General features: G+C 57.4%; 30 protein-coding genes. 5 read left to right on the top strand and 25 right to left on the bottom strand.

Annotation, left to right across the window (positions count from 1 at the left end; all coding sequences use genetic code 11):
• Positions 1-95: 95 nt before the first annotated feature.
• On the top strand, positions 96-1,049 hold the full coding sequence (gene ldtC, locus L2I46_RS14350; protein WP_023289149.1) for a L,D-transpeptidase LdtC: 954 nt from the start codon (positions 96-98) through the stop codon (positions 1,047-1,049).
• A 128-nt stretch (positions 1,050-1,177) separates the two neighbouring features.
• Here the strand turns inward: ldtC and bhsA are convergent, their stop codons facing one another.
• Positions 1,178-1,435, bottom strand: a complete 258-nt coding sequence (bhsA, locus tag L2I46_RS14345; RefSeq protein ID WP_002900788.1) for a multiple stress resistance protein BhsA — start codon at positions 1,433-1,435, stop codon at positions 1,178-1,180.
• Between the two features lie 133 nt (positions 1,436-1,568).
• Here bhsA and L2I46_RS14340 point away from each other — a divergent pair, with 133 nt between their 5' ends.
• Both L2I46_RS14340 and L2I46_RS14335 read left to right on the top strand, forming a co-directional pair.
• Positions 1,569-1,688 (top strand): hypothetical protein, encoded by a 120-nt coding sequence (locus tag L2I46_RS14340; protein WP_044522093.1) that lies wholly within the window; start codon positions 1,569-1,571, stop codon positions 1,686-1,688.
• Positions 1,685-2,320, top strand: coding sequence for a TetR/AcrR family transcriptional regulator (locus L2I46_RS14335; protein WP_023289148.1), 636 nt, complete (start codon positions 1,685-1,687; stop codon positions 2,318-2,320). Before L2I46_RS14340 ends, L2I46_RS14335 begins: the two co-directional genes overlap by 4 nt.
• 52 nt (positions 2,321-2,372) lie before the next feature.
• Here L2I46_RS14335 and L2I46_RS14330 read toward each other — a convergent pair whose 3' ends face one another.
• Positions 2,373-2,495 carry a hypothetical protein gene (locus tag L2I46_RS14330; protein WP_004140642.1) on the bottom strand — a complete coding sequence of 41 codons (123 nt, stop codon included), beginning with the start codon at positions 2,493-2,495 and terminating at the stop codon, positions 2,373-2,375.
• Between the two features lie 68 nt (positions 2,496-2,563).
• On the opposite strand from L2I46_RS14330, the gene L2I46_RS14325 reads away from it, so the two are divergent.
• Positions 2,564-4,753, top strand: coding sequence for a TonB-dependent siderophore receptor (locus tag L2I46_RS14325; protein ID WP_048297236.1), 2,190 nt, complete (start codon positions 2,564-2,566; stop codon positions 4,751-4,753).
• Positions 4,754-4,810: 57 nt separating this feature from the next.
• On the opposite strand, the gene L2I46_RS14320 is transcribed toward L2I46_RS14325, so the two are convergent.
• The 22 genes from L2I46_RS14320 to yceD form a co-directional block, all read right to left on the bottom strand.
• A complete protein-coding gene (locus L2I46_RS14320) occupies positions 4,811-5,350 on the bottom strand; it encodes a glycine zipper 2TM domain-containing protein (protein ID WP_002900781.1) in 540 nt (179 codons plus the stop codon).
• Positions 5,351-5,543: 193 nt separating this feature from the next.
• The gene (locus tag L2I46_RS14315; RefSeq protein WP_008805997.1) at positions 5,544-6,848 is read right to left on the bottom strand and encodes an NAD(P)/FAD-dependent oxidoreductase; all 1,305 of its coding nucleotides are present in this window, start codon (positions 6,846-6,848) and stop codon (positions 5,544-5,546) included.
• A gap of 245 nt (positions 6,849-7,093) precedes the next feature.
• Complete coding sequence (ycfP, locus tag L2I46_RS14310; RefSeq protein WP_002900775.1) at positions 7,094-7,636, bottom strand: alpha/beta hydrolase YcfP; 543 nt, start codon at positions 7,634-7,636, stop codon at positions 7,094-7,096.
• Between the two features lie 35 nt (positions 7,637-7,671).
• Positions 7,672-8,682: a beta-N-acetylhexosaminidase gene (gene nagZ, locus L2I46_RS14305; RefSeq protein WP_167878548.1), complete on the bottom strand. Its 1,011-nt coding sequence runs from the start codon at positions 8,680-8,682 to the stop codon at positions 7,672-7,674.
• Between the two features lie 23 nt (positions 8,683-8,705).
• Positions 8,706-9,533, bottom strand: a complete 828-nt coding sequence (gene thiK, locus L2I46_RS14300; protein ID WP_023289145.1) for a thiamine kinase — start codon at positions 9,531-9,533, stop codon at positions 8,706-8,708.
• A complete protein-coding gene (gene lpoB / locus L2I46_RS14295) occupies positions 9,514-10,152 on the bottom strand; it encodes a penicillin-binding protein activator LpoB (RefSeq protein ID WP_072096711.1) in 639 nt (212 codons plus the stop codon). Before lpoB ends, thiK begins: the two co-directional genes overlap by 20 nt.
• A gap of 21 nt (positions 10,153-10,173) precedes the next feature.
• Positions 10,174-10,548: a YcfL family protein gene (locus L2I46_RS14290; protein ID WP_004204572.1), complete on the bottom strand. Its 375-nt coding sequence runs from the start codon at positions 10,546-10,548 to the stop codon at positions 10,174-10,176.
• Between the two features lie 4 nt (positions 10,549-10,552).
• A complete protein-coding gene (gene hinT / locus L2I46_RS14285) occupies positions 10,553-10,909 on the bottom strand; it encodes a purine nucleoside phosphoramidase (protein ID WP_004204571.1) in 357 nt (118 codons plus the stop codon).
• A 261-nt stretch (positions 10,910-11,170) separates the two neighbouring features.
• A complete protein-coding gene (gene ptsG, locus L2I46_RS14280) occupies positions 11,171-12,604 on the bottom strand; it encodes a PTS glucose transporter subunit IIBC (protein WP_004204570.1) in 1,434 nt (477 codons plus the stop codon).
• 296 nt (positions 12,605-12,900) lie between these two features.
• On the bottom strand, positions 12,901-13,695 hold the full coding sequence (locus L2I46_RS14275; RefSeq protein WP_236947964.1) for a metal-dependent hydrolase: 795 nt from the start codon (positions 13,693-13,695) through the stop codon (positions 12,901-12,903).
• A gap of 10 nt (positions 13,696-13,705) precedes the next feature.
• Positions 13,706-14,710, bottom strand: coding sequence for a DNA polymerase III subunit delta' (gene holB, locus L2I46_RS14270; protein WP_048297234.1), 1,005 nt, complete (start codon positions 14,708-14,710; stop codon positions 13,706-13,708).
• Positions 14,707-15,348, bottom strand: a complete 642-nt coding sequence (tmk, locus tag L2I46_RS14265) for a dTMP kinase (protein WP_023289141.1) — start codon at positions 15,346-15,348, stop codon at positions 14,707-14,709. Before tmk ends, holB begins: the two co-directional genes overlap by 4 nt.
• Positions 15,338-16,360 (bottom strand): cell division protein YceG, encoded by a 1,023-nt coding sequence (yceG, locus tag L2I46_RS14260; protein WP_023289140.1) that lies wholly within the window; start codon positions 16,358-16,360, stop codon positions 15,338-15,340. The genes tmk and yceG overlap by 11 nt, the downstream gene beginning before the upstream one ends.
• 1 nt (position 16,361) lies before the next feature.
• The gene (gene pabC, locus L2I46_RS14255) at positions 16,362-17,171 is read right to left on the bottom strand and encodes an aminodeoxychorismate lyase (RefSeq protein ID WP_023289139.1); all 810 of its coding nucleotides are present in this window, start codon (positions 17,169-17,171) and stop codon (positions 16,362-16,364) included.
• Positions 17,172-17,296: 125 nt separating this feature from the next.
• Positions 17,297-18,538 (bottom strand): beta-ketoacyl-ACP synthase II, encoded by a 1,242-nt coding sequence (gene fabF, locus L2I46_RS14250; RefSeq protein WP_032452436.1) that lies wholly within the window; start codon positions 18,536-18,538, stop codon positions 17,297-17,299.
• 89 nt (positions 18,539-18,627) lie between these two features.
• A complete protein-coding gene (gene acpP / locus L2I46_RS14245) occupies positions 18,628-18,864 on the bottom strand; it encodes an acyl carrier protein (RefSeq protein ID WP_000103754.1) in 237 nt (78 codons plus the stop codon).
• A gap of 210 nt (positions 18,865-19,074) precedes the next feature.
• Entirely contained in the window at positions 19,075-19,809 is a 735-nt protein-coding gene (gene fabG, locus L2I46_RS14240; protein ID WP_196536740.1) for a 3-oxoacyl-ACP reductase FabG, read from the bottom strand.
• A gap of 12 nt (positions 19,810-19,821) precedes the next feature.
• Positions 19,822-20,751, bottom strand: coding sequence for an ACP S-malonyltransferase (gene fabD, locus L2I46_RS14235; protein WP_048334680.1), 930 nt, complete (start codon positions 20,749-20,751; stop codon positions 19,822-19,824).
• A 15-nt stretch (positions 20,752-20,766) separates the two neighbouring features.
• Positions 20,767-21,720, bottom strand: coding sequence for a beta-ketoacyl-ACP synthase III (locus tag L2I46_RS14230; RefSeq protein WP_002899288.1), 954 nt, complete (start codon positions 21,718-21,720; stop codon positions 20,767-20,769).
• A gap of 53 nt (positions 21,721-21,773) precedes the next feature.
• A complete protein-coding gene (gene plsX / locus L2I46_RS14225) occupies positions 21,774-22,871 on the bottom strand; it encodes a phosphate acyltransferase PlsX (protein ID WP_201785712.1) in 1,098 nt (365 codons plus the stop codon).
• Positions 22,872-23,074: 203 nt separating this feature from the next.
• Positions 23,075-23,248, bottom strand: coding sequence for a 50S ribosomal protein L32 (gene rpmF, locus L2I46_RS14220; RefSeq protein WP_000290724.1), 174 nt, complete (start codon positions 23,246-23,248; stop codon positions 23,075-23,077).
• A gap of 16 nt (positions 23,249-23,264) precedes the next feature.
• Positions 23,265-23,786: a 23S rRNA accumulation protein YceD gene (gene yceD / locus L2I46_RS14215; protein ID WP_017900733.1), complete on the bottom strand. Its 522-nt coding sequence runs from the start codon at positions 23,784-23,786 to the stop codon at positions 23,265-23,267.
• A 141-nt stretch (positions 23,787-23,927) separates the two neighbouring features.
• Here yceD and L2I46_RS14210 point away from each other — a divergent pair, with 141 nt between their 5' ends.
• Entirely contained in the window at positions 23,928-24,512 is a 585-nt protein-coding gene (locus L2I46_RS14210) for a Maf family protein (RefSeq protein WP_023289135.1), read from the top strand.
• Positions 24,513-24,549: 37 nt separating this feature from the next.
• Here the strand turns inward: L2I46_RS14210 and rluC are convergent, their stop codons facing one another.
• On the bottom strand, positions 24,550-25,503 hold the full coding sequence (gene rluC / locus L2I46_RS14205; RefSeq protein WP_012542245.1) for a 23S rRNA pseudouridine(955/2504/2580) synthase RluC: 954 nt from the start codon (positions 25,501-25,503) through the stop codon (positions 24,550-24,552).
• Positions 25,504-25,876: the final 373 nt, after the last annotated feature.

The raw sequence follows: 25,876 nt of genomic DNA, 5'->3' as shown, positions 1-25,876 counted from the left end.
GCAATCCGCCTGGATTTCCCCACACAGACTCACGCCATAATCTCATCTCCTTTTTCATATAAAAATAACCAGTTATATATTTTGGAGTTATGGTAATGAGAAACCGTTTCCCCCTGGCGCTGGCGCTGGTCGCGCTGGTTGCCGCGCTGGCGCTGCCTGCGCGCGCTAACACCTGGCCCCTTCCCCCGCCGGGCAGCCGGCTGGTGGGGCAGAATCAGTTCCATGTGGTGCAGGATAACGGCGGTTCGCTGGAGGCGATTGCCAAAAAGTACAATGTCGGCTTTCTGGCCCTGCTGCAGGCTAATCCCGGGGTAGACCCCTATGTTCCGCGCGCCGGCAGCGTGCTGACTATCCCCCTGCAGACGCTGCTGCCCGATGCGCCGCGCGAAGGGCTGGTGATCAACCTTGCCGAACTGCGCCTCTACTATTACCCGCCGGGCAAGAATGAAGTGACCGTCTACCCGATCGGCATCGGCCAACTGGGCGGAACCACCATCACACCGACGATGGTCACCACCGTGTCCGACAAGCGGGCTAATCCGACCTGGACGCCAACCGCTAACATTCGCGCGCGCTACAAAGCGATGGGGATTGAGCTGCCGGCGGTGGTGCCTGCCGGTCCTGACAACCCGATGGGCCATCACGCTATCCGCCTTGCCGCCTATGGCGGAGTCTATCTCCTGCACGGCACCAATGCCGATTTCGGCATCGGCATGCGCGTCAGCTCCGGCTGTATTCGTCTGCGCGACAACGATATCAAGGCGCTGTACAACGCGATCTCGCCGGGCACGAAGGTGAATATTATCAACACGCCGATTAAGGCGTCGGTGGAGCCGGACGGCCGCCGTCTGGTCGAAATTCACCAGCCGCTGTCTGAGCATATCGATGACGACCCGCAGACCCTGCCTATTACGCTTAACGCGGCCATGAAGGCGTTCAAACAGGCGCCGCAGACCGACGGTACGGTAATGGAGCGCGCGATGAATTACCGCTCGGGCATGCCCATTGACGTTACCCGTCATGCCGACCCTGGTCCGCAGTCGCTGTAACCTCACGCTGCAGAAAACAAAAAACCCGCCTGACGGCGGGTTTTTTGTTGGCAAGGGTCAAACAGGGGTACAACAGGGTCTTACTCATCGCTGACCGGTGAAGGGGGCCGGGCAGCGACGCATCGGGTTTACTTGTAGATAACCGCGGTACCGTGAAGAGTATTCGGACCGGTTACCGAAGTAATACGGTATGAGGTGGCGCCCATTTCATCCGCTTTCTGCGCCAGCTGGTCTTCCAGCGACCCCAGGTTAGTCCCTGCGGACGCAGAGATGGTGCCCACTTTATGCTGGCCGGCTGGGGTGGACTGCACCTCAACAGCGGCAAAGCTGGCGAAAGAGAGGGAGCTAAGCACGGCGGCAATAGCCAGAGTATTAACGGTTTTCATGATTATTATACCTATGCAGATGAATTTTATAGTAGGGTCGTAAGCATTAACTTAACGATCGATAGGTAAATAATAATGTGATCTAAGTCACACGTCAACGCATTTTTATAACGATCGTTTAACTATTTATAAAATGCTTAATTTTCATACGCATATGAATTATTTATTTTTGAACCAACAGCGCTGGCCCCGGCGATCGTTTATTTTTATAATGGCCATTCACCAAACCAACATAGGTACAACGGCATCATGACAACTGACGTTCAAAGTTGCGCCAAAAAAAGCCGTGGCCGACCGAAGGTGTTCGACAGGGATGCGGCGCTGGACAAAGCCATGACACTCTTCTGGCAGCACGGCTATGAGGCGACCTCGCTCGCCGATCTGGTCGAGGCGACAGGAGCAAAAGCCCCCACCCTGTATGCGGAATTTGTGAATAAAGAAGGACTGTTCCGCGCAGTATTGGATCGTTACATTTCGCGCTTTGCCGCGAAGCACGAAGCCGTGCTGTTTGCTGAGGGAAAAACCGTCGATCGGGCGTTGCGCGACTACTTCACCGCGGTCGCCACCTGCTTTACCAGCAAAGAGACGCCGGCCGGCTGCTTTATCATCAATACCTCCGCCGCGCTGGCCGCCTCCTCGACGGATATCGCCAACACCATCAAATCCCGCCATGCGATGCAGGAGCAGGCGCTAACCCAGTTTCTGCAGCAGCGGCAAGCGCAGGGCGAACTGCCTGCGGGCCGCGACGTGGCGCAGCTCGCGCAGTTTCTCAACTGTGTCCTGCAGGGGATGTCCATCAGCGCACGGGAAGGCGCCGATTTCGACAAACTGATGCAAATCACTGACACCACTCTCCGTCTCTGGCCGCTGGTCCTCGAGTCCTGATGCGCCCCGCTTCCGGCGGTATTCTGCCGCCGGAACCGCCCGCCGTTTCGCTTTACCCCCACAAAATAGATTGATTTTTATTACCTTTTCTCGCGCAAGATAAACGCAAATGATATTGATTGCGATATTCATTATGTGCAAAATCCTTTTTTGAGTTTTTCCAGATGTTTCGCATTGTAACGAATACCGGCCGACGCCGGCCCATAACAACGACAAAGCAACTTGCTCATAAAAGGAATGGATATGAAAAAGCGCCTCTGGGTGCTCCACCCTCTGCTGCTGGCCAGCGCGCTGCCTGCGCTGGCGGCTCAGTCTGATGAAGACAGCATCATCGTTAGCGCGAACCGCACCCACCGCACCGTGGCCGAGATGGCCCAAACCACCTGGGTCATTGAGGGCCAGGAGATTGAGCAGCAGGTCCAGGGCGGGAAAGAGTTCAAAGACGTGCTGGCGCAGCTGATCCCGGGCATCGATGTCAGCAGCCAGGGGCGCACCAATTACGGGATGAACATGCGCGGGCGCGCCATCGTCGTGCTGATTGACGGCGTCCGGCTCAACTCCTCACGCACCGACAGTCGCCAGCTCGACGCCATCGATCCGTTCAACATCGAACATATCGAAGTGATCTCCGGGGCGACCTCACTGTACGGCGGCGGCAGTACCGGCGGACTTATCAACATCGTCACCAAAAAAGGGCAGCAGGATCGGCAGGTCGATCTTGAGGTGGGCAGCAAGAGCGGATTTGCCAACAGCAACGATCATGATGAGCGCGTCGCGGCGGCCGTCAGCGGCGGGACAGACCACGCGTCCGGGCGTTTATCGGTAGCCTATCAGCGTTTCGGCGGCTGGTACGACGGCAACAACGATGCGCTGCTCCTCGATAACACCCAAACGGGGCTCCAGCACTCCGACCGTCTGGACGTCATGGGAACGGGGACGATCGAGATCGACGACAACCGCCAGCTGCAGCTGGTCACCCAGTATTATAAAAGCCAGGGCGATGATGACTATGGCCTGTGGCTCGGGAAGAATATGTCCGCGGTGACCAGCGGCGGCAAAGCGTACACCACCGATGGGCTCAATTCCGATCGTATCCCCGGCACCGAGCGCCATCTGATCAGCCTCCAGTACTCCGATGCCGACTTCTTCGGTCAGAATCTGGTGAGCCAGGTGTACTATCGCGATGAATCCCTCACCTTCTATCCGTTCCCGACGCTCAGCAAAGGCCAGGTCAGCAGTTTCTCCTCGTCGCAGCAGGATACCGATCAGTATGGGGCAAAGCTGACCCTGAACAGTCAGCCGCTGGCGGGCTGGGATCTTACCTGGGGTCTCGACGCCGATCATGAGACCTTCAATGCCAATCAGATGTTCTTCGATCTGCAACAATCGCTGGCTTCCGGCGGGCTGCACAACGAATCGATCTACACCACCGGCCGCTACCCGGGATACAGCATCTCCAACGTCGCGCCGTTCCTGCAGTCAAGCTACGATCTGAACGATATCTTTACCATCAGCGGCGGGGTTCGCTACCAGTGGACCGAAAACCGGGTTGACGACTTTGTCGGCTACGCCCAGCAACAGGATATCGCCAACGGCAAAGCGCGCTCCGCCGACGCCATCAAAGGCGGCAAAACCGATTATGACAACTTCCTGTTTAACGCCGGGATCGTCGCCCATCTGACCGAGCGTCAACAGACCTGGTTTAACTTCTCGCAGGGCGTTGAGCTGCCGGATCCGGGTAAATACTATGGCATCGGGAAATACGGCGCCGCGGTCAATGGTCATCTGCCGCTGCTCTCCAGCGTCAACGTCGATGACTCGCCGCTGCAGGGGATCAAAGTTAACTCGTATGAGCTGGGCTGGCGCTACACCGGCGATAACCTGCGCACCCAGCTGGCGGCGTATTACTCGACTTCGGATAAGACCATCGTGGTCAACCGTACCGACATGACCATCGATGTTCAGTCCGACAAGCGGCGTATTTACGGCGTTGAGGGAGCGGTCGATTACTTTATTCCAGACAGCGACTGGAGCGTCGGCGGCAACTTCAACGTGCTGAAATCACAGGTGCAGACCGATGGCCGCTGGCAAAAATGGGACGTCACCCTCGCCTCGCCGTCCAAAGCCACCGCCTGGGTAGGCTGGGCGCCGGATCCGTGGAGCCTGCGCGTGCAGAGCCAGCAGGTGTTTGACCTCAGCGACGCCGCCGGCAACAAGCTGGAAGGCTATAATACCGTCGATTTTATCGGCAGTTACGCGCTGCCGGTGGGGAAACTGACCTTCAGTATCGAAAACCTGCTTAACGAAGATTATGTCACCATCTGGGGCCAGCGTGCGCCGCTGCTCTACAGCCCAACCTACGGCAGCTCGTCGCTGTATGAATATAAAGGCCGTGGCCGTACCTTCGGTCTGAATTACGCGTTAACTTTCTGACAAAAAAAGCCCCTCAGCCTGAGCGATTGAGGGGCTAATCATTACACAAATCTGTTTTTAGATTTTGTTGTTCAGGACCAGCTGGCCGTTGTTGTCCAGCGGGATCTGGCTGCCAGGATCGTGATCCATACGGATTTTCCCCTGCTGATCGCCTATCTTATAGGTCACATCGTAGCCCAGCATTTTGTCGGATTTGTCATACACCGTTTTGCAGCGCTGCTGCGTGGTGGTGTAGGTGTCGTTATCCTGCATCGCGCCCTGGATCTGGTTACCGGCATAGCCGCCGCCCAGCGCGCCCACGACCGTCGCCACGCTGCGTCCGTGACCGCCGCCGAACTGGTGGCCAATCACCCCGCCCGCCACCGCGCCCAGCACGGAACCGGCGATGCGGTTTTCATCCTGTACCGGACGACGATGGGTCACGGTGACATTGCGGCATTCCTGGCGCGGCGTTTTCACGGTTTCTTTAATCGGTGTACTGGAGACCACTTGCGCATACTGCGGGCCGCGATCTAACACGTTGAGACCAGCGACAGCTGCAACGCCCAGCGCGGCAGCCACGCCTATCCCTATACCCGCCAACATAGATTTATTCACGGGAGATCCTCCTTTGTTGCTGTTGATACAATTTTGCAACCGGACCCGGGAAGGCGCAAATCAGATAGCGGATGAAAAGTGCGAGAATTCGCTGCAAATCAAAGGGATTCAGAGGATTCCGAGCGGGATCCCCGCCGGTTCAGCAGAAGAGCCCGGAGGCGCCGCCAGGGCGCGCTCCGGGTCGCGATAGCGATTAGTGCAGCTTGAGACGCGGGCGAATGATGCGGTTGATGCGACCAACCAGCATCATCAGGCCGGTTTTGAAATAGCCGTGCAGGGCGATCTGGTGCATACGGTACAGGGAGATGTACACGAAGCGCGCAATGCGCCCTTCCACCATCATCGAGCCGCGCATCAGGTTGCCCATCAGGCTGCCGACGGTGGAGTAATTGGACAGCGACACCAGCGAGCCATGGTCTTTATAGGTATACGCCTTCAGCGGTTTGCCTTTCATCTGCGCGAGGATGTTATTCAGCGCGCAGGTGGCCATCTGGTGCGCCGCCTGAGCACGCGGTGGCACAAACCCGCCTTCCGGACGGGCGCAGGAGGCGCAGTCGCCGATGGCGAAAATATCCGCGTCGCGGGTGGTCTGCAGCGTCGGCTCAACCACCAGCTGATTGATACGGTTGGTTTCCAGGCCGCCGATCTCTTTCATGAAATCTGGCGCTTTGATCCCGGCCGCCCAGACCATCAGATCCGCTTCAATATATTCGCCATCTTTGGTGTGCAGGCCGCCCGCATCGGCGCTGGTGACCATGGTCTGCGTCAGCACCCGTACGCCCAGCTTGGTCAGCTCATTGTGCGCCGCGCCGGAAATGCGCGGCGGCAGCGCAGGCAGAATGCGTTCGCCCGCTTCGACCAGCGTGACGTTCAGCGCTTCGTTGGTCAGCCCTTTGTAACCGTAGCTGTGCAGCTGTTTCACGGCATTATGCAACTCAGCGGAGAGTTCCACGCCGGTGGCGCCGCCGCCGACGATGGCAATGTTCACTTTACCGTTAGCGCCAAGGTTCGCGGAGTACTTAAGGAACAGGTTGAGCATCTCCTGATGGAAACGACGCGCCTGATGCGGGTTGTCGAGGAAAATGCAGTTCTCTTTCACCCCAGGGGTGTTGAAGTCATTCGAGGTACTGCCCAGCGCCATCACCAGCGTGTCGTACGGCAGTTTACGCTCAGCCACCAGCAGCTCGCCTTTTTCATTGCGCAGTTCGCCGAGGGTGATGGTCTTCCCTTCGCGATTGATATCGACCACCGATCCCAGCTGGAACTGGAAGCCGTGGTTGCGGGCATGGGCCAGATAGCTCAGCGCATCAACGCCTTCATCCAGAGAACCGGTGGCCACTTCGTGCAGCAGCGGCTTCCACAGATGGCTGTGGTTACGGTCCACCAGGGTGATTTTCGCTTTCTTATGGCGCCCTAACTTTTTCCCCAGCTGAGTTGCCAGTTCCAGTCCGCCTGCGCCGCCACCCACAATTACGATTTTTTTCAATGGCGTAGTCATGTGTACCCCTAAAATTATTAACCAATTGTTAAATAAAAGTTATTAAAATAGCCTTTATTTAACAACAAGTTACGTAAATGAAACCATTCAGCACTGTCGAGAATACCATGAACGGTGCATTGGTCATACCAAAATTGATGTGCATCAAGTTTTGTCGCGTATTTTTTCAGCGAAACCAATAAGTGTAGACATGAAAAAACCCGCGCGGTGAACCCGGCGCGGGTTTGGAGACAGGGGAAAAAGGCTTAACCGAGGGTTTTAAACGCTTTCAGCCGCTGCAGGTGCGGCGAGATGTTTTTAAACTTATGGGTCTGCTCTTCATCCCAGATAATTTCATAATAGTGGTGCAGAAGGTCGGCGGAACGCTGGCTGTCCAGCGCTTCGTCCTGCCGGGAAAGCACCACCAGGCAGCGATCGCGGTTCTTCTCGCGAAAGTTGGTCACGCACTTGGTGGCGATGTCAGCATACTCTTCCGGTCGGTCGATTTTGCCTTCCATATTCTCATGCGGAAACAGGTTCGGATTGAACACCGCCTGACGAATATCGCACAGGAAACCAATCCGCTCAGCCCAGTAACCGCCGAGTCCAACGCCGCAGATCAGCGGCCGGTCATCGGCGGTAAGCTGCAGCATTTTATCGACCTCTTTCAGCAAATGCTGCATGTCGTGCTTGGGGTGGCGCGTGCTGTAGCTTATCAACCGCACGTCAGGGTCAATAAACTGCAACTGCATCACCTTCTCGTGGTTACCGGGGCTGTTCGAGTCAAAACCGTGTAAATAGATAATCATCGCATCCTCACCAGACAACAACGCCCCGCAGAGCGTTACGCGGACTTCGCCTCTTGCCAGCGCGCATGAAGCTGCTCCAGCTGGGCACTCACCGTTTTCCAACGGGCTGAATCCCTTAACTCCTGACGGGAAAAGGAACCTTTATGATACAATTTCGTAACACGCTCTGCTTTGATCGGCGACAGGTTATCCAGCACACTGACCGCGCCCTTACGATTATTGCAGACCAGTATCATATCGCAACCGGCGTCGAGCGATGCCTGGCCGCGTTCGGCATAGCTGCCCATGATCGCCGCCCCTTCCATCGACAGATCGTCGGAGAAAATCACCCCGTCGAAGCCCAGCTCGCCGCGCAGCACCGTCTTCAGCCAGTACGCTGAACCGCTGGCCGGACGCGGATCGAGCTCCGGATAAATCACATGCGCCGGCATAATGGCATCCAGACGCTGCTCGGCGATAAGGCTTTTGAATACCGCCATATCGTGGTCGCGGATGACCGATGCCGGACGCGGATCGAATGGGGTTTCTTTATGCGAATCGGCAGTCACCGCCCCGTGTCCCGGGAAGTGTTTGCCGGTGGTTTTCATGCCCGCGGCGTGCATGCCGTCAATGAAGTGACGCGCCATCGTCAGCGCTTTCTGCGGATCTTCATGATAAGAACGTTCGCCGATCGCGGCGCTGATATGGCCGACGTCCAGCACTGGCGCAAAGCTAATATCGATGTCCATGGCGATCATTTCGCTGGCCATCAGCCAGCCGGCCTCGGCGGCCAGTTTGCCCCCCTCTTCCATCCCCAGCAGCGCGGCGAAAGACTGGGCCGCCGGTAAACGGGTAAAGCCTTCGCGGAAACGCTGAACGCGTCCCCCTTCCTGATCGACCGCCACCACCAGATGGTTACGGGAGGCTTCGCGGATCTGGCGCACCAGCTCCCGCAGCTGCGCCGGATCGTGATAATTTCGGGTGAAGAGGATCAACCCTCCCACCAGCGGATGCGCCAGAATCTCTCGCTCTTCCGCATCCAGTTCATACCCTTCAACATCCAACATCACTGGGCCCACACTGACCTCTCTTATCCTTTGCGTTCGTTGTCTAACTGACACCATGTTTCATCTGCCAGCGTGATAAATTGCCGATCCCCGCTCTGCCGCCAGCGCATTTCATACCAGCCCGCCATCAGCAGCAGTACCCACGGACGCCAGCGCGCCACCTGCCGCCATAGCTGCTGCGGGTCGATGGCCGCCCGCCGGGCATACGCCGTCACCAGCTGGCGGCGCTCGCCCGGGGCGATCCATACGGCGGCCAGCTCCAGCGCGATATCGCCATCGCCGGCATATTCCCAGTCGATCAGCTTCAGACCGGCGTCGCTGTGGATAATATTGCCGGCATGGACGTCCATATGCAGCGGCGCCAGGCGCAGAGGACGAGGCTCGCCCCGGCGGCACAGCCGCTGATGCCAGCGTAGCCAGCGCGGCGTGCGCCGGGCCGGATCGCTCCTCTGCCAGTACTGCGCCAGCAGCGGCCCGAGACTAACACGCCAGCCGAACCGCGGTTGCTGATGCAAATCATACAATAAGCCAGACAGCTGCGGGCAGTCAGGTAACTCGCTTTTCACCTCACCCGCGCAATACTCCACCACCATCCAGCAGGGCGAGTAAAACAGGGGGTTGGGCGCCAGCCTGGCAGGCAGCCGGCGCAGCGCGCGATACTGACGGCGAAAATAACAGGCAGCGGCAGACGGGTCGTGCGGCTGACGCAGCACTCGTCGCCGGTCGCCGTCGCTGATAATCACACTGCCGCCGCTGAGGCCGGTCTGGCTCAGCGAGGCGACAGGATGATAGTGGGGAAAGAAGCGCGACAAGAGCTCGTCGCGCGTTAGCTTATTGTTGCTGAACAGCACCTTTACCTGACCAGATAATCTCGCCGGTTTGCACCAGCATCAACTGCATCTTCAGCTCAGGCGCGTTGACGTTGCCGGTGGCATTGGAGTAAAGCACATACTGCGCGCCCACGTTGCGGGCGATGCCCATGGCTTTGCTGCGGCTGCCGAGGCTGTCCTGCGGCGACAGGCCCAACTGCTGCTTGGCGACCGCCAGCTGCTGCGGTGAAACAAGGGTAAATTTGCCGTTGCCCGCCAGCGCGTTGCGTAACGCGGTGGTAGCTTCTCCGGCATTCAGCGAACCGTTGGTGCGGTTGTTCACGCTGTCAACCAGCAGAATACTGCCGGCATTGACCCCGCCCGCCTGCAGCATCTGTCCCACCATCGGCTGCACCGCGCCGTTCCAGTCATAATGACGCACGCGCGGCGCCGGCTGACCCGACTGCTGATCCTGATGCTCAATCGGTCCTGGCTGTGACGGGACGGATGGCACCGCCGGTACCGTCGGCACCGTGGGCTGCGGCTGCGCAGGCTGCTGCGGCTGCGGTTTGGCCTCTTCTACCGGCGCGGGCTGCTCACGCAGCCCCGCACAGCCTGCGAGGAATATCGCCAGTGCTGTGATTAACGCATAGCGACACATTTTCATCATTATAATTACCCCTTACAGATAAAGATAAAGGCGGGCCTTATGCGCCCCCAGGATATTGGCGCTGCCATACAACGTCACCGAGGAGCGAGCCGGAACCACGATGGTGCGCGGCGCCTCCAGAGGGTGCATCTCCAGCCCTCGGGCGTCATACCAGAAAAAACGATAATGCACGGTGACCGGCTGTTGGCGCTCGTTATACAGCGTAGAGGAGGCGGTGGCCTGGATCTCCGTCGCCACGACGACAGGCTCGCTGGCGCTGATCCCGGCGGCCAACACGCTCGACTCCATCACCAGCGCCTGCTGGTCAGAAACCGGGATCTCCGGATGTGAACTACATCCGGCCAGCAGCCCCGCCGCCAGACACGCGCCCAAAAGGGTCCTGAGCATGACGTTAGCCTTTGTGCGCCAGCATCGGACCCAGCGGACGACCGCCCAGCAGATGCATATGGATATGGTAAACTTCCTGGCCGCCGTGACGGTTGCAGTTGACGATCAACCGGTAGCCATCGTCGGCGAGGCCTTCATCGCGGGCAATCTTCGCCGCGACGGTCATCATCCGGCCCAGCGCCAGCTCATGTTCGGTGGTGACGTCATTCACGGTAGGAATCAGAACGTTCGGGACAATCAGAATGTGGGTGGGTGCCTGCGGGGAGATGTCGCGAAAAGCGGTCACAAGCTCATCCTGATAGACAATATCCGACGGGATCTCCCGGCGAATGATTTTGCTGAAAATCGTTTCTTCTGCCATGACTGATTCCTTATTAGTTTTATCCCATACGCTGGCCTGCTTCTGCAGATAAACGCGGACGCACAGGTTCAGATAAGAGTATGAGCGACATCCTCCCTCTCTTTCAACCTGAAAGCAGTTTTTCTTATTCAACTATAGACTTAGCTGCTGAGGGATTAAGCATTTGCCGGATACTCTTCAGGGTTATCGCCTCAGAAAACCTCACCTCGTAACGTAAAAAAGGCAGCCAATAGGCTGCCTTAGTCTCCCCGATACTACGTCTTAACTGTTACGGATGTACTCATCCATTTCAGTTTTCAGGTTATCGGACTTGGTACCGAAGATGGCCTGTACGCCAGAACCTGCCACTACCACGCCAGCGGCGCCCAGTTTTTTCAGGCCAGCCTGGTCAACTTTCGCTACATCCGCCACGCTAACACGCAGACGAGTAATACATGCGTCGAGGTTGGTGATGTTCTCTTTACCGCCGAAAGCGGCGATCAGAGCCGGAGCCATCTCGCTGGTTGCGCCAGCTTTGCTCTCTTCGGTGGTATCTTCACGACCCGGTGTTTTCAGATCCAGGGCTTTAATCAGCACGCGGAAAATGACGTAGTACACGATCGCATAGCAGATACCGACAATCGGGAACAGCCACAGCTTGCTGCTGTTACCGGACAGGACGATAAAGTCGATCAGGCCGTGAGAGAACGAGGTACCGTCACGCATACCCAGCAGGATACAGATCGGGAACGCCAGACCCGCCAGAATGGCATGGATAACGTACAGGATCGGCGCCACGAACATGAAGGAGAACTCGATCGGCTCGGTGATACCGGTCAGGAACGAGGTCAGCGCGGCGGAGATCATGATACCGCCCACTTTGGCGCGGTTTTCCGGTTTAGCAGAGTGCCAAATCGCGATTGCCGCTGCCGGCAGACCGTACATTTTGAACAGGAAGCCGCCAGACAGTTTGCCCGCAGTCGGGTCGCCTGCCATGTAGCGCGGGATATCGCCGTGGAATACCTGACCCGCCGCGTTGGTGTATTCGCCGATCTGCATCTGGAAAGGAACGTTCCAGATGTGGTGCAGACCAAACGGCACCAGGCAACGCTCGATGAAACCGTAGATACCAAACGCCACCACCGGGTTCTGATAAGCAGCCCACTGGGAGAAGGTCTGGATCGCGGAACCGATCGGCGGCCAAATGAAGGAGAGGATCACGCCGGTGAAGATAGCGGCCAGACCAGAGATAATCGGTACAAAGCGCTTGCCCGCAAAGAAGCCGAGATATTCTGGCAGCTTGATGCGATAGAAGCGGTTGAACATGTACGCGGCGATAGCACCGGAGATAATACCGCCAAGCACGCCGGTATCAGCCAGGTGTTTTGCCGCAATCTCGTCAGCAGGTAAATGCAGCACCAGCGGCGCAACCACCGCCATGGTTTTCACCATGATGCCGTAAGCTACGACTGCAGCCAGTGCGGATACACCGTCGTTATTGGTGAAGCCGAGGGCCACACCGATAGCGAAGATCAGCGGCATGTTGGCGAAAACAGAACCGCCTGCTTCTGCCATAACGTGGGAGACCACGGCTGGCAGCCAGCTGAAGTTTGCGGAACCGACGCCCAGCAGGATACCTGCGATAGGCAGTACGGATACCGGCAGCATCAGCGATTTACCGACCTTCTGCAGGTTAGCAAATGCATTCTTAAACATAATTGAGAGTGCTCCTGAGTATTTGGTACTTTTTTACGTTTTCACGCATTGGCCCGGGGGGAGAACCGCGCCGTGGACAGGACATCTAAGCGCCCTTTATTTATTACACAGAGTAAAATAATTAACGGGATGATTGTTTGACGGCTATCACGTTTCAATCAGCCTTCCGGTAAAAATTTACATCAGCTTACATAAGTTGTATCCAGATGTTGCCAAAAAACCTTCACCGCCACTTTTGTGGCGGTGAACTTTACTCGCTTTGGCTATTAATTACGAGCCTTAAAATAATAAGCAGATCAAGCAGGTTGCAAGCGGGCGGGGTCAATGTGGAACAGCGTGGCAAAATTGTCGGTGGTCTGCTGAGCCAGTTGCTCCAGTGACACACCCTTCAGTACCGCCATGTATTCAGCAACGTCACGAACCATCGCCGGCTGGTTCTCTTTGCCGCGATGGGGTACCGGCGCCAGGTACGGCGAATCGGTCTCCACCAGCAGACGATCCAGCGGAACATAGCGCGCCGCATCGCGCAGTTGCTCGGCGTTACGGAAAGTGACGATACCGGAAAACGAGATATAGAACCCCATGTCGAGCAGCTTACCCGCCGTCTCCCTGTCCTCAGTGAAACAGTGTAGTACGCCTCCGCAATCCGTCACCTTTTCTTCACGTAAAATGGCCAGGGTATCGGCGCGAGCGTCACGGGTATGCACGATCACTGGCTTATTCAGCTCCCGGCCGATGCGGATATGGTCACGGAATGAGGTTTGCTGCTGGGCTTTGGTCTCCGGGGTATAAAAATAATCCAGCCCGGTCTCTCCCATCGCGACGACGCCCTCTTCCGCCGCCAGCGTGCGCAGCGTCTCCACCTCGTAGGACTCGTCCTGGTTTAACGGGTGCACGCCACAGGAGAAAACGACATTGTCACGCCTCCCTACCAGCTCGCGCATACTGCGGTAGCCAGGCAGCGTCGTGGCGACCGCCAGGCAAAATTTCACATCGCGCGCGGCCGCTTTTGCCAGCACGTCATCGACGTTTTTGTGCAGAGTTTGATAATCCAGACCATCAAGATGGCAGTGGGAGTCGACTAAAAACATAATGTCTCACTCAGAGGTGGGAGACGGGTAAAACCGTCCCGGGTTGCAGGTAATGTTCCCAGCGCAGCAGGCGCTCGGTGAGCAGCAGTTCGCGGTTGACGCCGACGACGTTCAGCAATTGCTCGCGGCAGGTACAGACGTCATGGGCAATCGCCTGCAGCCGGGAGGCGGGCAGACTATGCGCCAGCTGCTCCAGCAGCGGCCAGACATCCGGATTACTCACCAGGGCAATTCCCTGCTGTCGTTTTTGCGCATCGACCAGCAGCGATGCCAGCCAGTGCAGGCGAACCGCCGCCTGTTCATGATTGAGTATCGGCAGCAGCGCCAGCCAGTCACCGCTCGCCAGCGTGGTCGCCAGCGCCTGACACAGCTGCTGTCGCGCCGTCCACTGCGGCTCCTTAAGCAGCTCAAGCGCGGCGGCCGGCGCGCTGGCGCACAGACGTAACGCGGTCAGCAGCGCCTCCTGCGGCAGGTTCACCTCACGCTCCAGCCAGGCCAGGGCATAAGATTCCGTCGGCGGCGACAGGTGGTGCAGGCGGCAGCGACTGCGCAGAGTGGTCAGCAGACGCGCCGGCTCCTCGCAGGCGAGGAAGAACCAGGTATTTTCCGGCGGCTCCTCCAGCGTTTTCAGCAACGCGTTGGCGGCGGCATCGGTCAGCAAGGCGGCATCGCTAATCCATACCACCTTCGCCCCACCGAGGCGCGCGCGCTCATAGAGCTTGTCGTTGACATCGCGCACCGCGTCAATACCCAGCGCGCTCTTGCCTTTCTCGGGGCTCAGCGGGTAGTAATCGGGGTGCGTACCGGCCTGCATCAGCTGGCAACTGTGGCAGTGACCGCAGCTTTTATGCCCTTCGGGCTGGCGGCACATCAGGAAGCGGCACAGCGCATACATCAACGCCTCGCCGCCCATCCCGCTCAGGGATTGTAACAGTAAGGCGTGGTGGCCTCGTCCGGCCTGATAGCTACCGACCAGTTGCTCGAACGAGGGGCGCAGCCACGGATACCATTTCATGCCGGTTGCTCCGCCATCCACTGGACGATCGTGGCGCGAATATCGCGCGCGACGGCATCCAGCGGCTGCGTCGCGTCCACCGTGCGGATAGAAGGATCCGCCGCGGCCAGCTCAAGGTAGCGCGCGCGGGTACGATTGAAGAAGTTCATGGACTCCTGCTCAATGCGATCCAGTTCGCCGCGGGCGCGGGCGCGCCGCAGGCCCACTTCCGGCGTGACGTCGAGGTACAGCGTCAAATTAGGTCGAAAATCGCCGAGAACGGCGTCACGCAGCGTCGCCAGCATCGTGCGGTCAATCCCCCTGCCGCCGCCCTGATAGGCCTGAGTGGAGAGATCGTGACGATCGCCGATCACCCACTGGCCGCGAGCCAGAGCAGGCTTAATCACGGTCTCCACCAGCTGGACGCGCGCCGCGTAAAACATCAGCACTTCCGCTTTATCGTTAATCACTTCATCGCCCGTGGACTGGATATCCAGCACCAGGCTACGCAGTTTTTCGGCAAGGATTGTGCCCCCCGGCTCACGGGTAAACACCATATCGTGAATACCTGCCGACTGCAGCGTCTCCACCACCAGTTGACGAGCGGTGGTCTTCCCGGCGCCCTCCAGCCCCTCGATGACGATATAGTTACTGCGCATTTTTTTCCTTAAGTACTTTCAGATAGTCCTGCACCGCGCGGTTATGGCTGACCAGGTTTGTGGTAAACGTATGGCCCCCTTTCCCGTCGGCGACAAAATAGAGGTATGGCGTTTTCGCCGGATGGGCGGCCGCCTTCAGCGACGCTTCGCCCGGCACCGCAATAGGGCCTGGCGGCAGGCCGCTGATGGTATAGGTATTGTACGCGGTCGGCGTCTCCAGATCCTTACGCGTTAACTTACCATTATACCCTTCGCCCATCCCGTAGATCACCGTTGGATCAGTCTGTAAACGCATGCCGATGCGCAGGCGGTTGATAAACACCGACGCGACGCGATCGCGCTCTTCCGCCACCGCGGTCTCTTTCTCAATAATCGAGGCCATGGTCAACAGCTGATTCTGATCGTCATAGGGCAGATTATCCATCCGTCCTTCCCAGACCTTCGCCACTTCGGTGACCATTTTCTGATGCGCGCGCTTGAGGATGGCGATGTCGCTGGTATTGGCGGTGTACATCCAGGTATCCGGCCAGAACCAACCTTCCACCCAGTCGGCGTGGTCAAGACCTAACGCCTTAGCCACCGTCGCGTAGCTATCGTCTTCAAGCGTGTGCTTCACGTAGGGGGCATCGCGCAGCTGACGAAGGTAGTCGCTGACGCGCATGCCTTCGACAAAGCGCAGCGGAAACTGCGCCTCTTTGCCGCTGGCCAGCAGCTGCAGCATTTCGCGCACCGTCATTTGCGGCGTGAAGCGATAGGTCCCGGCTTTGAAGTGAGACAGCTCAGGCTCCATCCGCAGCAGCCACTGGAACACGCGCGGACGATTGATCACCTTCTCGCGATAGAGATCCTGCCCCAGCGCCAGCCGGCCGGTGCCGGCTTCGAGGGTAAAGATGGTCTCTTCTTTAATCAGCAGCTTGCTGTCCGCCAGCTGGCGTACCTTCCACATTCCTGCCGCCGCGGCGATGCCCAACAGCACGACCAGCAACAGGATAAAACGTAACATTTTCTTCATACTAACCAGACAGCTCACACAAAGGGGCTAAAAAATGGTAAAGCTCGCGAGAGGACCAGACGGTCTCCTCCCAGCGACGAACCGGCACCAGCGGCATAAGCGCATTGCAGATCAGCACTTCATCGGCCTCCCGCAACGTCTCGGGACGCGCTGTCACTTCGACAACGCGAAACGTCGATGGTGCCAGCTGCGCGATACAACGCTGCCGCATTATGCCGTTGACCCCGGCATAATCGAGTCGCGGAGTAAAGACATCCCGTCCCTGACGCCAGAATAAATTCGCGGCACAGCATTCCGTAAGCCACCCGTCACTGTCAAGGACCAGCGCCTCATCGGCGTCCGTCTGTTCAAGATGAGAGCGGATCAGCACCTGCTCAAGACGGTTAAGATGCTTCAGACCGGCCAGCCAGGGGTTGCGCCCCAGGGTCACCGGGCTCCGGGTCAGGGTAATGCCCTCCTCCCGCCAGCGCGCGTAGTGCGCCGGAAGCGAAGAGACGCTCAGAATGCGGGTGGGCGACGCGCAGCCCGCCGTGCTGTATCCCCTCCCCCCGACGCCGCGGGTGAGGACCACCTTAAGCACACCCTGGGCGTGCGGCCGAGCCAGACGCTGCATCTCGTCGCTCAACGTCAGCCAGTCGTCAAATGGGATGCGTAATTTTTCGCAGGTCGTCTGCAAACGCTGCAGATGGGCGTCCAGTAACGCAACCTGCCCGTGCTGTATACGGGCGGTGGTAAAACAACCGTCGCCAAACTGGACGGCGCGATCGTTCGCCGCCAGCGTGTCCTGTTCAACGCCATTTATCAAGAACATAAAGGACTCCTTTTCACAGGTCGGTGAGTGTCTCAGGACACGGAGCAGAGGACAAGCGGAGAAAGCCGAATAAAAAAGGCCCGACGAACGGGCCTTTTGTTAAAGCAGTACCGGGGCAAGCCCTGTCACACTTTTTTGAAGATCAGCGAACCGTTAGTGCCGCCGAAGCCGAAGGAGTTGCACAGGGTGTACTCCAAACCGGAAACCTGACGCGCTTCGTGCGGAACGAAGTCGAGGTCGCAGCCCTCATCCGGGTTGTCGAGGTTGATCGTCGGCGGAACCGCCTGATCGCGCAGCGCCAGGATAGAGTAAATCGACTCTACCGCCCCTGCCGCGCCCAGCAGATGCCCGGTCATGGATTTGGTGGAGCTCACCAGTACGCGGCTCGCCGCATCGCCGAAGACAGACTTAACCGCCTGCGCTTCCGCTTTATCGCCAGCCGGCGTCGAGGTGCCGTGGGCATTGACGTAGCCGATCTGGCCCGGTTCGATGCCCGCATCGCGAATGGCATTCACCATCGCCAGCGCGGCGCCCGCGCCATCTTCCGGCGGTGACGTCATGTGGTAAGCATCGCTGCTCATGCCGAAGCCGACGATCTCGGCGTAGATTTTTGCGCCGCGTTTTTTCGCATGCTCGTACTCTTCCAGCACCACCATGCCCGCGCCGTCGCCCAGCACGAAGCCGTCGCGATCTTTATCCCACGGACGGCTTGCCGCCTGCGGGTTGTCATTGCGCGTGGAGAGCGCCCGCGCTGCGCCAAAGCCGCCCACGCCAAGCGGGGTACTGGCTTTTTCCGCACCGCCTGCCACCATCGCATCGGCATCGCCATAGGCGATGATGCGCGCAGCCTGACCGATGTTGTGCACGCCTGAAGTACAGGCGGTCGCGATGGAGATACTTGGTCCACGCAGACCAAACATGATGGTCAGATGCCCGGCCACCATGTTAACAATTGTGGAGGGAACGAAGAATGGGCTGATCTTACGCGGTCCGCCGTTGACCAGCGAACTGTGGTTTTCTTCGATCAAGCCGAGGCCGCCAATACCGGAGCCGATCGCGGCGCCAATACGGGTAGCATTCTCTTCCGTCACTTCAAGGCCAGAATCCTGCATGGCCTGAACGCCAGCGACAATTCCATATTGAATGAAGGCATCCATCTTGCGCTGCTCTTTGCGCGAGATAATGTCATCACAGTTAAAATCCTTTACTAAGCCAGCAAATTTCGTTGCATAGGCGCTAGTATCGAAATGGTCGATCAGGCTGATGCCACTCTGACCGGCAAGGAGAGCTTTCCAGGTAGACTCTACGGTATTGCCGACAGGAGACAACATGCCCAGTCCGGTCACAACTACACGACGCTTAGACACGTTTGTCCTCCAGGGAGGGAAAATAGATTCTTGTGGGACAAAAAAAAGATAAAACTCAGGCGGTCGAATGACCGCCTGGAGATGTTCACTTACGCCTGGTGGCCGTTGATGTAATCAATGGCAGCCTGAACGGTGGTGATTTTCTCAGCTTCTTCGTCCGGAATCTCAGTATCAAACTCTTCTTCCAGAGCCATTACCAGCTCAACGGTGTCAAGAGAATCAGCGCCCAGGTCTTCAACGAAGGAAGCATTGTTGGTAACTTCTTCCTGCTTAACGCCCAGCTGCTCGCCGATAATTTTCTTAACGCGTTCTTCGATAGTGCTCATACTCTTAAATTTCCTATCAAAACTCGCTTTCGCGATGGTTTTCGTAGTGTATAAAATGTTGAAAAATTTGCAACTAAATCCCGGCAGGTCTTACCACGATTTTGCGCTATTTTGAGGCCGTTTGCCCTAAGAACGCAAATCTTTTCGCACAAAACCGCACACAGAACCGTGCGAAGTGCGCGGTTCCTGAACGTTTTGCACAAATCTCGGTCAGACCATGTACATTCCGCCGTTGACGTGCAGGGTTTCACCAGTGATGTAACTTGCTTCGTCAGAGGCTAAAAATGCCACCGCGCTGGCGATTTCATTTGGGGTGCCAAGGCGCCCCGCAGGAACTGCCGCCAGCGTACCCGCACGCTGCTCATCGGTCAGCGCACGCGTCATGTCCGTTTCAATAAAGCCCGGAGCAACAACGTTTACAGTAATACCGCGTGACGCAACTTCACGCGCCAGTGATTTACTGAAGCCGATCAGACCCGCTTTCGCCGCAGCGTAGTTGGCCTGACCCGCATTTCCCATGGTACCAACCACAGAACCGATAGTGATAATACGTCCATGACGCTTTTTCATCATAGCGCGCATTACCGCTTTTGACAGACGGAAAACCGATGACAGGTTGGTTTCGATAATATCGTTCCACTCGTCATCTTTCATGCGCATTAACAGGTTGTCGCGAGTAATCCCGGCATTATTCACCAGGATATCCACTTCGCCAAACTCTGCGCTCACATTTTCCAGAACAGATTCAATAGATGCCGGGTCGGTCACATTCAACATCAGACCTTTACCGTTGGCGCCTAAATAGTCGCTGATAGCCTGCGCGCCGCTTTCGCTGGTCGCAGTACCGATAACTTTCGCGCCACGGGCGACGAGCGTTTCAGCGATGGCGCGGCCAATACCGCGGCTTGCACCGGTAACCAGCGCGATTTTTCCTTCAAAACTCATGGTTTTCCTCTTTTATTGCTCAAGCGCCGCAGACATCGCCGCCGGCTCGTTAAGCGCGGAAGCGGTCAGGGTGTCAACAATACGTTTGGTCAGGCCGGTGAGGACTTTACCCGGGCCAACCTCATACAGATGCGTGACGCCCTGAGCAGCCATAAACTCAACGGTTTTGGTCCACTGAACCGGGCTATACAGCTGGCGTACCAGCGCGTCGCGAATGGCGTCCGGCGCGGTTTCGCACTTCACGTCGACGTTATTTACCACCGGAATCGTCGGCGCGTTGAAGGTGATGTTCTGCAGCTCAAGCGCCAGTTTTTCCGCAGCGGGCTTCATCAGCGCACAGTGGGAGGGCACGCTCACCGGCAGCGGCAGCGCGCGTTTAGCGCCCGCGGCTTTACAGGCGGCGCCTGCGCGTTCGACGGCCTCTTTGTGACCGGCGATAACCACCTGTCCCGGGGAATTGTAGTTCACCGGAGAGACGACCTGCCCTTCGGCCGAGTCTTCACAGGCTTTGGCGATAGCCGCGTCGTCCAGACCGATAATCGCTGACATGGCGCCGGTACCTTCCGGTACGGCTTCCTGCATGAATTTGCCGCGCAGTTCAACCAGGCGAACGGCATCAGCGAAAGCGATAACGCCCGCGCAAACCAGCGCGGAGTATTCGCCAAGGCTGTGGCCTGCCAACAGCGCCGGCGCTTTGCCGCCCTGCTGCTGCCAGACGCGGTACAGCGCCACGGAGGCGGTCAGCAGCGCCGGCTGGGTCTGCCAGGTCTTATTCAGTTCTTCTGCCGGGCCCTGTTGCGTCAGCGCCCACAGATCGTAACCCAACGCTGCGGAAGCTTCACCGAAGGTCTCTTCAATGACCGGCCAGGTCGCCGCCATATCGGCCAGCATGCCTACGGCCTGAGAGCCCTGTCCCGGGAACACAAAAGCAAATTGCGTCATGTTTAAATCCTTATACTAAAAACGAACCAGCGCGGAACCCCAGGTGAAACCGCCACCAAAGGCTTCCAGCAAAATCAGCTGCCCACGTTGAATGCGGCCATCGCGGACGGCCTCATCCAGCGCGCAAGGGACTGACGCCGCGGAGGTATTGCCATGGCGGTCGAGGGTCACTACGACGTTATCCATCGACATGCCCAGTTTCTTCGCCGTCGCGCTGATGATCCGCAGGTTTGCCTGATGCGGCACCAGCCAGTCCAGCGCTGAACGTTCAAGATTATTCGCGGCCAGCGTCTCATCAACGATATGCGCTAACTCGGTGACCGCCACTTTGAAGACTTCATTACCGGCCATCGTCAGATAGATCGGATTTTCCGGATCGACGCGATCGGCGTTCGGCAGGGTCAGCAGTTCGCCATAGCTACCGTCAGCATGCAGATGCGTCGAGATAATGCCAGGCTCTTCGGAGGCGCCCAGCACCACCGCGCCGGCGCCATCGCCGAAAATAATAATCGTCCCGCGATCGGCCGGATCGCAGGTGCGCGCCAGCACATCAGCGCCAACGACCAGCGCATAATCCACCGCGCCGTTTTTCACATACTGATCGGCGACGCTCAGCGCATAGGTGAAACCGGCGCAGGCGGCCGCGACGTCAAACGCCGGGCAGCCTTTGACGCCCAGCATAGACTGAATCTGGCAAGCCGAACTCGGAAACGCGTGCGTGCCGGAGGTGGTCGCAACGATGATCAGACCAATTTGCTCCGCGGACACGCCCGCCATCGCCAGCGCCTGCTTTGCGGCTTCAAAGCCCATCGTAGCAACTGTTTCATGCGCTGCGGCAATACGACGCTCACGGATACCTGTGCGGGTGACAATCCACTCGTCAGAGGTCTCTACCATTTTTTCCAGGTCGGCGTTTGTACGCACTTGCTCGGGCAGATAGCTGCCGGTACCAATAATCTTCGTATACATGTACGCTCAGTCACTCTTGGGTAATATACCCGCCTCGTTCAACCGCCGCGGCGTCAGTGGTGTCCATTCGTCCCGCTTTGCTGTCGGGCGTTCACGTCACTGTCGCTTTCCGGCAGCTCGAAACCAGCTGGGTATAAAGATTCCAGGCGCGCGGCGATCCGTTGAGGAATTTGCCGCTGCACCGCCTGCACTGCCTGCTCTATCGCGACGCTAAAGGCGCGCTGATTGGCAGCACCATGACTCTTGATCACGGAACCGCGCAATCCTAACAGACAGGCGCCATTATACTGGTCGGGGTTGAGGTGACTGAATCGCCTCGCCAGGCTTTTTTGTAACCAACGTTTTAGTAACAGCAGCCACCACGACCGTTTTTTGCCCTCTCCCTGAGATTTCAGCAGTGAAAGGAACATTCTGACAACACCTTCCATGGTTTTTAATGTGACGTTGCCCGTGAATCCGTCACAAACCAGCACATCGGTTTTTCCGGTCAACAGTTCATTGGCTTCAAGATAGCCGATGTAGTTGAGGGAAGGCAGCGTTTTGAGCACTGCGGCAGCATCGCGGATGCTGCTGAGGCCTTTCATCTCTTCTTCGCCGATGTTCAGCAAGGCGACGCGTGGATTGGCAATGCCGACCACCTCTTCCGCCAGCACCGCGCCCATCACCGCGAACTGCACCAGCATCGTGCTGTCGCAGTCGACGTTGGCGCCGAGATCCAGCACCACGGTTTTGCCCTTCTGCTGGTGCGGCAGAACCGTCACCAGCGCCGGCCGCTCAATACCTTCAATCGGTTTGAGCAGCAGTTTCGCCAGGCCCATCAGCGCGCCGGTGTTGCCGGCGCTAACGCAGGCTTCCGCCCGCCCTTCTTTCACAAGCTCCAGCGCCACGCGCATTGAGCTTCCGCGACTGCTGCGGATAGCCTGTGCGGGTCGCGCATCACTGGCAATAACTGACTGCGCAGGAATAATCTGCAGACGCGAACGTTGTTCGAAGTCAGCTTTGGCGAGTAATGGCGTGATGGCGTCGGGATCGCCGACTAAAAGAAGTGTGAGTTGCGAATTAGAGTTCAGTGCCTGCAGTGCTGCAGGCACTGTCACGGATGGGCCGAAATCGCCCCCCATGACATCTAACGCCAGGGTTAGACGTGTCAAGGTATCGTCGCTGCCCGGTTCGGTGATTCCCCAGTTGCCCGGGGAGTCCTCACTAAGCTTCATCACGCTGGCACCCGCGAATTTTCACGCTGCAGACGCAACAATCCGGGCATTGACGCTTCTGGTTACCGGGTTAACCGAGTGTCCAGGTACGCACACGCCCGCCATGGCCTGCAACGGGAAATCCTGCGAGTATCGCGTGATTACTTAGCGATAACCTTGCGACCGCGGTAGAAACCGTCGGCAGTGATGTGGTGACGCAGGTGTTTCTCACCAGAAGTTTTGTCTACAGACAGGCTGGTGACTGCGGTCAGCGCGTCATGGGAACGACGCATGCCACGTTTGGAACGGGTTGGTTTATTCTGTTGTACGGCCATGGACCTTACTCCTCAATTACTTACGCTTTAAGCTGGCTAATACGGCAAATGGGTTTGGTTTTTGTGCCTCTTCAGGCAGTTCGCCAAAGACCATGTCCGCGTCGGACACTTCACAGTGTTCAGAATCATGCACCGGAACTACGGGCAGGGAGAGGATAATTTCATCCTCGACCATTGCCTGCAGGTCGATTTCACCGAATTCGTTAACCTCAATCGGCTCATACGCTTCCGGTAGTGCTTCGGCCTGTTCGTCATTTCTGACGGGGCTAAAACAATACGTGGTGTGGACGTGATGGGAGAACGGTTTCCCGCAACGCTGGCATTCGAGGGTTACCGTTACCTTCGCATCGCCTGTAATGACGGCGAGACGCTGGTTATCGATAGCGAACGACATGCTGCATTCCACATCGCTGTCCACGCTGACTACAGAATCGGCTACACGTTCAACCTGATCGCGGGCATAGATGCCTTCGTAATCAAGGCGTTTTTGAGCCGTGCGTACCGGATCAAGAGTCAGGGGTAATTTTACCTTTTGCATAGGGCGCGCATATTAACTTTGTAATGTCATAGAGTCAAAGAAAAAGGCAGCCTCAGGTTGCCTTTTGCCATTTATTCGCACACATTGCGGCGCATAGTTTAAGATGATGCTCTGCGAAGCGCTATATGTGGATGAAAAAATATGTCTGAACTTATCCTGGCGTCAACCTCTCCCTGGCGGCGCATGCTGCTGGAAAAACTGGGATTACCGTTTGAATGCGCGGCGCCTGACGTCGACGAAACGCCCCGTCCTGAAGAATCCGCGCGTCAGCTTGTCACCCGACTGGCGCAGGCCAAAGCGCAGAGCCTGGCCTCACGCTACCCCAATCACCTTATTATAGGCTCCGATCAGGTTTGCGTACTGGACGGTGAGATCACCGGTAAACCGCACACCGAGGAAAATGCCCGCAGGCAGTTGAGAAAGGCCAGCGGGTCAATCGTCACCTTTTATACCGGCCTGGCGCTGTATAACTCCGCCAGCGGTCATTTGCAAACCGAATGCGAGCCCTTTGACGTCCACTTCCGCCATCTCAGCGATAAAGAGATCGAAGGCTATGTGCGCAAAGAGAACCCGCTGCAGTGCGCCGGGAGTTTCAAGAGCGAGGGGTTAGGCATTACGCTGTTCGAACGGCTGGAAGGCCGCGACCCGAATACGCTGGTCGGGTTACCCTTAATCGCGCTGTGTCAGATGCTGCGCCGCGAAAACGACAACCCGCTGTTAGGCTAAGGCAAAAAAAACGGCGGAACTGATTCCGCCGTTGCGCTTATTTGCTCTTCCGTAGCACCTGTAAACAGTGCTTCAGCTGGTTATCCAGCGGCGCCTCAACGCGCATCACCTCCCCGCTCCCCGGGTGGGTAAACTTCAGCGCAGCAGCGTGGAGGAACAGGCGGTTTAGGCCGGTACCTGAGAGTTGCTTATCAAATTCGCGGTCGCCATAGCGGTCGTCAAAGGCGATAGGATGGCCGGCATACTGGGTATGAACGCGAATCTGATGGGTGCGCCCGGTGACCGGACTGCAGCGCACCAGCGTGGCGAATTCATAACGCTCTTCCACTTTAAAGCGCGTCTCTGACGGCTTGCCTTCCTGACTCACGCGGACAATTCGCTCCCCGCTCTGCAGAATGTTCTTCAATAGCGGGGCCTGCACTACTTTGGTATGCGACTGCCACTGGCCGCGCACCAGCGCCAGATAGTCTTTCTGCATGCCTTTATCGCGCAGCTGCTCGTGCAGCGAACGCAGCGCCGAGCGCTTTTTCGCCACCAGCAGCACGCCTGAAGTATCGCGGTCGAGTCGATGCACCAGCTCAAGGAAGCGCGCCTCCGGGCGCAGGGCGCGCAGCCCTTCAATCACCCCGAAGCTCAGGCCGCTGCCGCCATGTACCGCAGTGCCGGAAGGCTTATTGAGGACCAGAATATGATCGTCTTCATAGAGGATCACCTCAGAGAGCGCTGCGACTTTCTGTAGATGCGGCGATACCGCCTCTTCTTCACGCTCCGCCACGCGCACCGGCGGGATACGGACTTCATCGCCCGCTTCCAGCTTATACTCCGGCTTCACGCGTTTTTTATTCACCCGCACCTCGCCTTTACGCAGGATGCGATAAATCATGCTCTTCGGTACGCCTTTCAATTGCGTACGCAAAAAGTTGTCGATACGTTGCCCCGCTTCATCAGCAGCAATGGCAACCATTTTTACGGTTGGGGTCTCAGTTTTCATGGTGCGCGATTCTAAATAGCCGGACGCATTAGCGCCACTCATTTTTATATGCTTATATTTATCATTATCCTGTTTTCACGGTTTGCCTGACCGCCATATTGTTTGTTATTAGAACAATCTGTATGGGCAGGTGATAAAACTGTGAGTAACCGGGTGATAAAAGGTGAAAGTCAACTTGCTATAACAAGGTTAGCAATGGAATAATGAGACCGTTTTCCGTATTGCATCTTGTTAGAACAAGACATTAGCGGAATGACCAATTTTGTCTGACCGATCGCCCACGCAGCAATGGCGTAAGACGTTGTGATCTTTCAGACAGTTAGCGGGCTGCGGGTTGCAGTCCTTACCGGTACAGGCTCTATGGATTTCAAGT

The organism is Klebsiella sp. 2019SCSN059 (assembly GCF_021739525.1).
In the GTDB taxonomy this organism is placed as follows: domain Bacteria; phylum Pseudomonadota; class Gammaproteobacteria; order Enterobacterales; family Enterobacteriaceae; genus Klebsiella; species Klebsiella quasipneumoniae.
Note: the sequence above shows the minus strand (reverse complement) of the source record. Positions and strands in the feature narration are given on the sequence as shown.

What these genes read in the sequence shown, in the direction of transcription:
- ldtC (WP_023289149.1), top strand. Translation starts at nt 96, where the DNA reads ATGAGAAACCGTTTCCCCCTGGCGCTGGCGCTGGTCGCGCTGGTTGCC.
- bhsA (WP_002900788.1), bottom strand. Translation starts at nt 1,435, where the DNA reads ATGAAAACCGTTAATACTCTGGCTATTGCCGCCGTGCTTAGCTCCCTC.
- L2I46_RS14340 (WP_044522093.1), top strand. Translation starts at nt 1,569, where the DNA reads ATGCTTAATTTTCATACGCATATGAATTATTTATTTTTGAACCAACAG.
- L2I46_RS14335 (WP_023289148.1), top strand. Translation starts at nt 1,685, where the DNA reads ATGACAACTGACGTTCAAAGTTGCGCCAAAAAAAGCCGTGGCCGACCG.
- L2I46_RS14330 (WP_004140642.1), bottom strand. Translation starts at nt 2,495, where the DNA reads ATGCGAAACATCTGGAAAAACTCAAAAAAGGATTTTGCACATAATGAA.
- L2I46_RS14325 (WP_048297236.1), top strand. Translation starts at nt 2,564, where the DNA reads ATGAAAAAGCGCCTCTGGGTGCTCCACCCTCTGCTGCTGGCCAGCGCG.
- L2I46_RS14315 (WP_008805997.1), bottom strand. Translation starts at nt 6,848, where the DNA reads ATGACTACGCCATTGAAAAAAATCGTAATTGTGGGTGGCGGCGCAGGC.
- ycfP (WP_002900775.1), bottom strand. Translation starts at nt 7,636, where the DNA reads ATGATTATCTATTTACACGGTTTTGACTCGAACAGCCCCGGTAACCAC.
- nagZ (WP_167878548.1), bottom strand. Translation starts at nt 8,682, where the DNA reads ATGTTGGATGTTGAAGGGTATGAACTGGATGCGGAAGAGCGAGAGATT.
- lpoB (WP_072096711.1), bottom strand. Translation starts at nt 10,152, where the DNA reads ATGTGTCGCTATGCGTTAATCACAGCACTGGCGATATTCCTCGCAGGC.
- L2I46_RS14290 (WP_004204572.1), bottom strand. Translation starts at nt 10,548, where the DNA reads ATGCTCAGGACCCTTTTGGGCGCGTGTCTGGCGGCGGGGCTGCTGGCC.
- hinT (WP_004204571.1), bottom strand. Translation starts at nt 10,909, where the DNA reads ATGGCAGAAGAAACGATTTTCAGCAAAATCATTCGCCGGGAGATCCCG.
- ptsG (WP_004204570.1), bottom strand. Translation starts at nt 12,604, where the DNA reads ATGTTTAAGAATGCATTTGCTAACCTGCAGAAGGTCGGTAAATCGCTG.
- L2I46_RS14275 (WP_236947964.1), bottom strand. Translation starts at nt 13,695, where the DNA reads ATGTTTTTAGTCGACTCCCACTGCCATCTTGATGGTCTGGATTATCAA.
- holB (WP_048297234.1), bottom strand. Translation starts at nt 14,710, where the DNA reads ATGAAATGGTATCCGTGGCTGCGCCCCTCGTTCGAGCAACTGGTCGGT.
- tmk (WP_023289141.1), bottom strand. Translation starts at nt 15,348, where the DNA reads ATGCGCAGTAACTATATCGTCATCGAGGGGCTGGAGGGCGCCGGGAAG.
- yceG (WP_023289140.1), bottom strand. Translation starts at nt 16,360, where the DNA reads ATGAAGAAAATGTTACGTTTTATCCTGTTGCTGGTCGTGCTGTTGGGC.
- pabC (WP_023289139.1), bottom strand. Translation starts at nt 17,171, where the DNA reads ATGTTCTTGATAAATGGCGTTGAACAGGACACGCTGGCGGCGAACGAT.
- acpP (WP_000103754.1), bottom strand. Translation starts at nt 18,864, where the DNA reads ATGAGCACTATCGAAGAACGCGTTAAGAAAATTATCGGCGAGCAGCTG.
- fabG (WP_196536740.1), bottom strand. Translation starts at nt 19,809, where the DNA reads ATGAGTTTTGAAGGAAAAATCGCGCTGGTTACCGGTGCAAGCCGCGGT.
- fabD (WP_048334680.1), bottom strand. Translation starts at nt 20,751, where the DNA reads ATGACGCAATTTGCTTTTGTGTTCCCGGGACAGGGCTCTCAGGCCGTA.
- L2I46_RS14230 (WP_002899288.1), bottom strand. Translation starts at nt 21,720, where the DNA reads ATGTATACGAAGATTATTGGTACCGGCAGCTATCTGCCCGAGCAAGTG.
- rpmF (WP_000290724.1), bottom strand. Translation starts at nt 23,248, where the DNA reads ATGGCCGTACAACAGAATAAACCAACCCGTTCCAAACGTGGCATGCGT.
- yceD (WP_017900733.1), bottom strand. Translation starts at nt 23,786, where the DNA reads ATGCAAAAGGTAAAATTACCCCTGACTCTTGATCCGGTACGCACGGCT.
- L2I46_RS14210 (WP_023289135.1), top strand. Translation starts at nt 23,928, where the DNA reads ATGTCTGAACTTATCCTGGCGTCAACCTCTCCCTGGCGGCGCATGCTG.
- rluC (WP_012542245.1), bottom strand. Translation starts at nt 25,503, where the DNA reads ATGAAAACTGAGACCCCAACCGTAAAAATGGTTGCCATTGCTGCTGAT.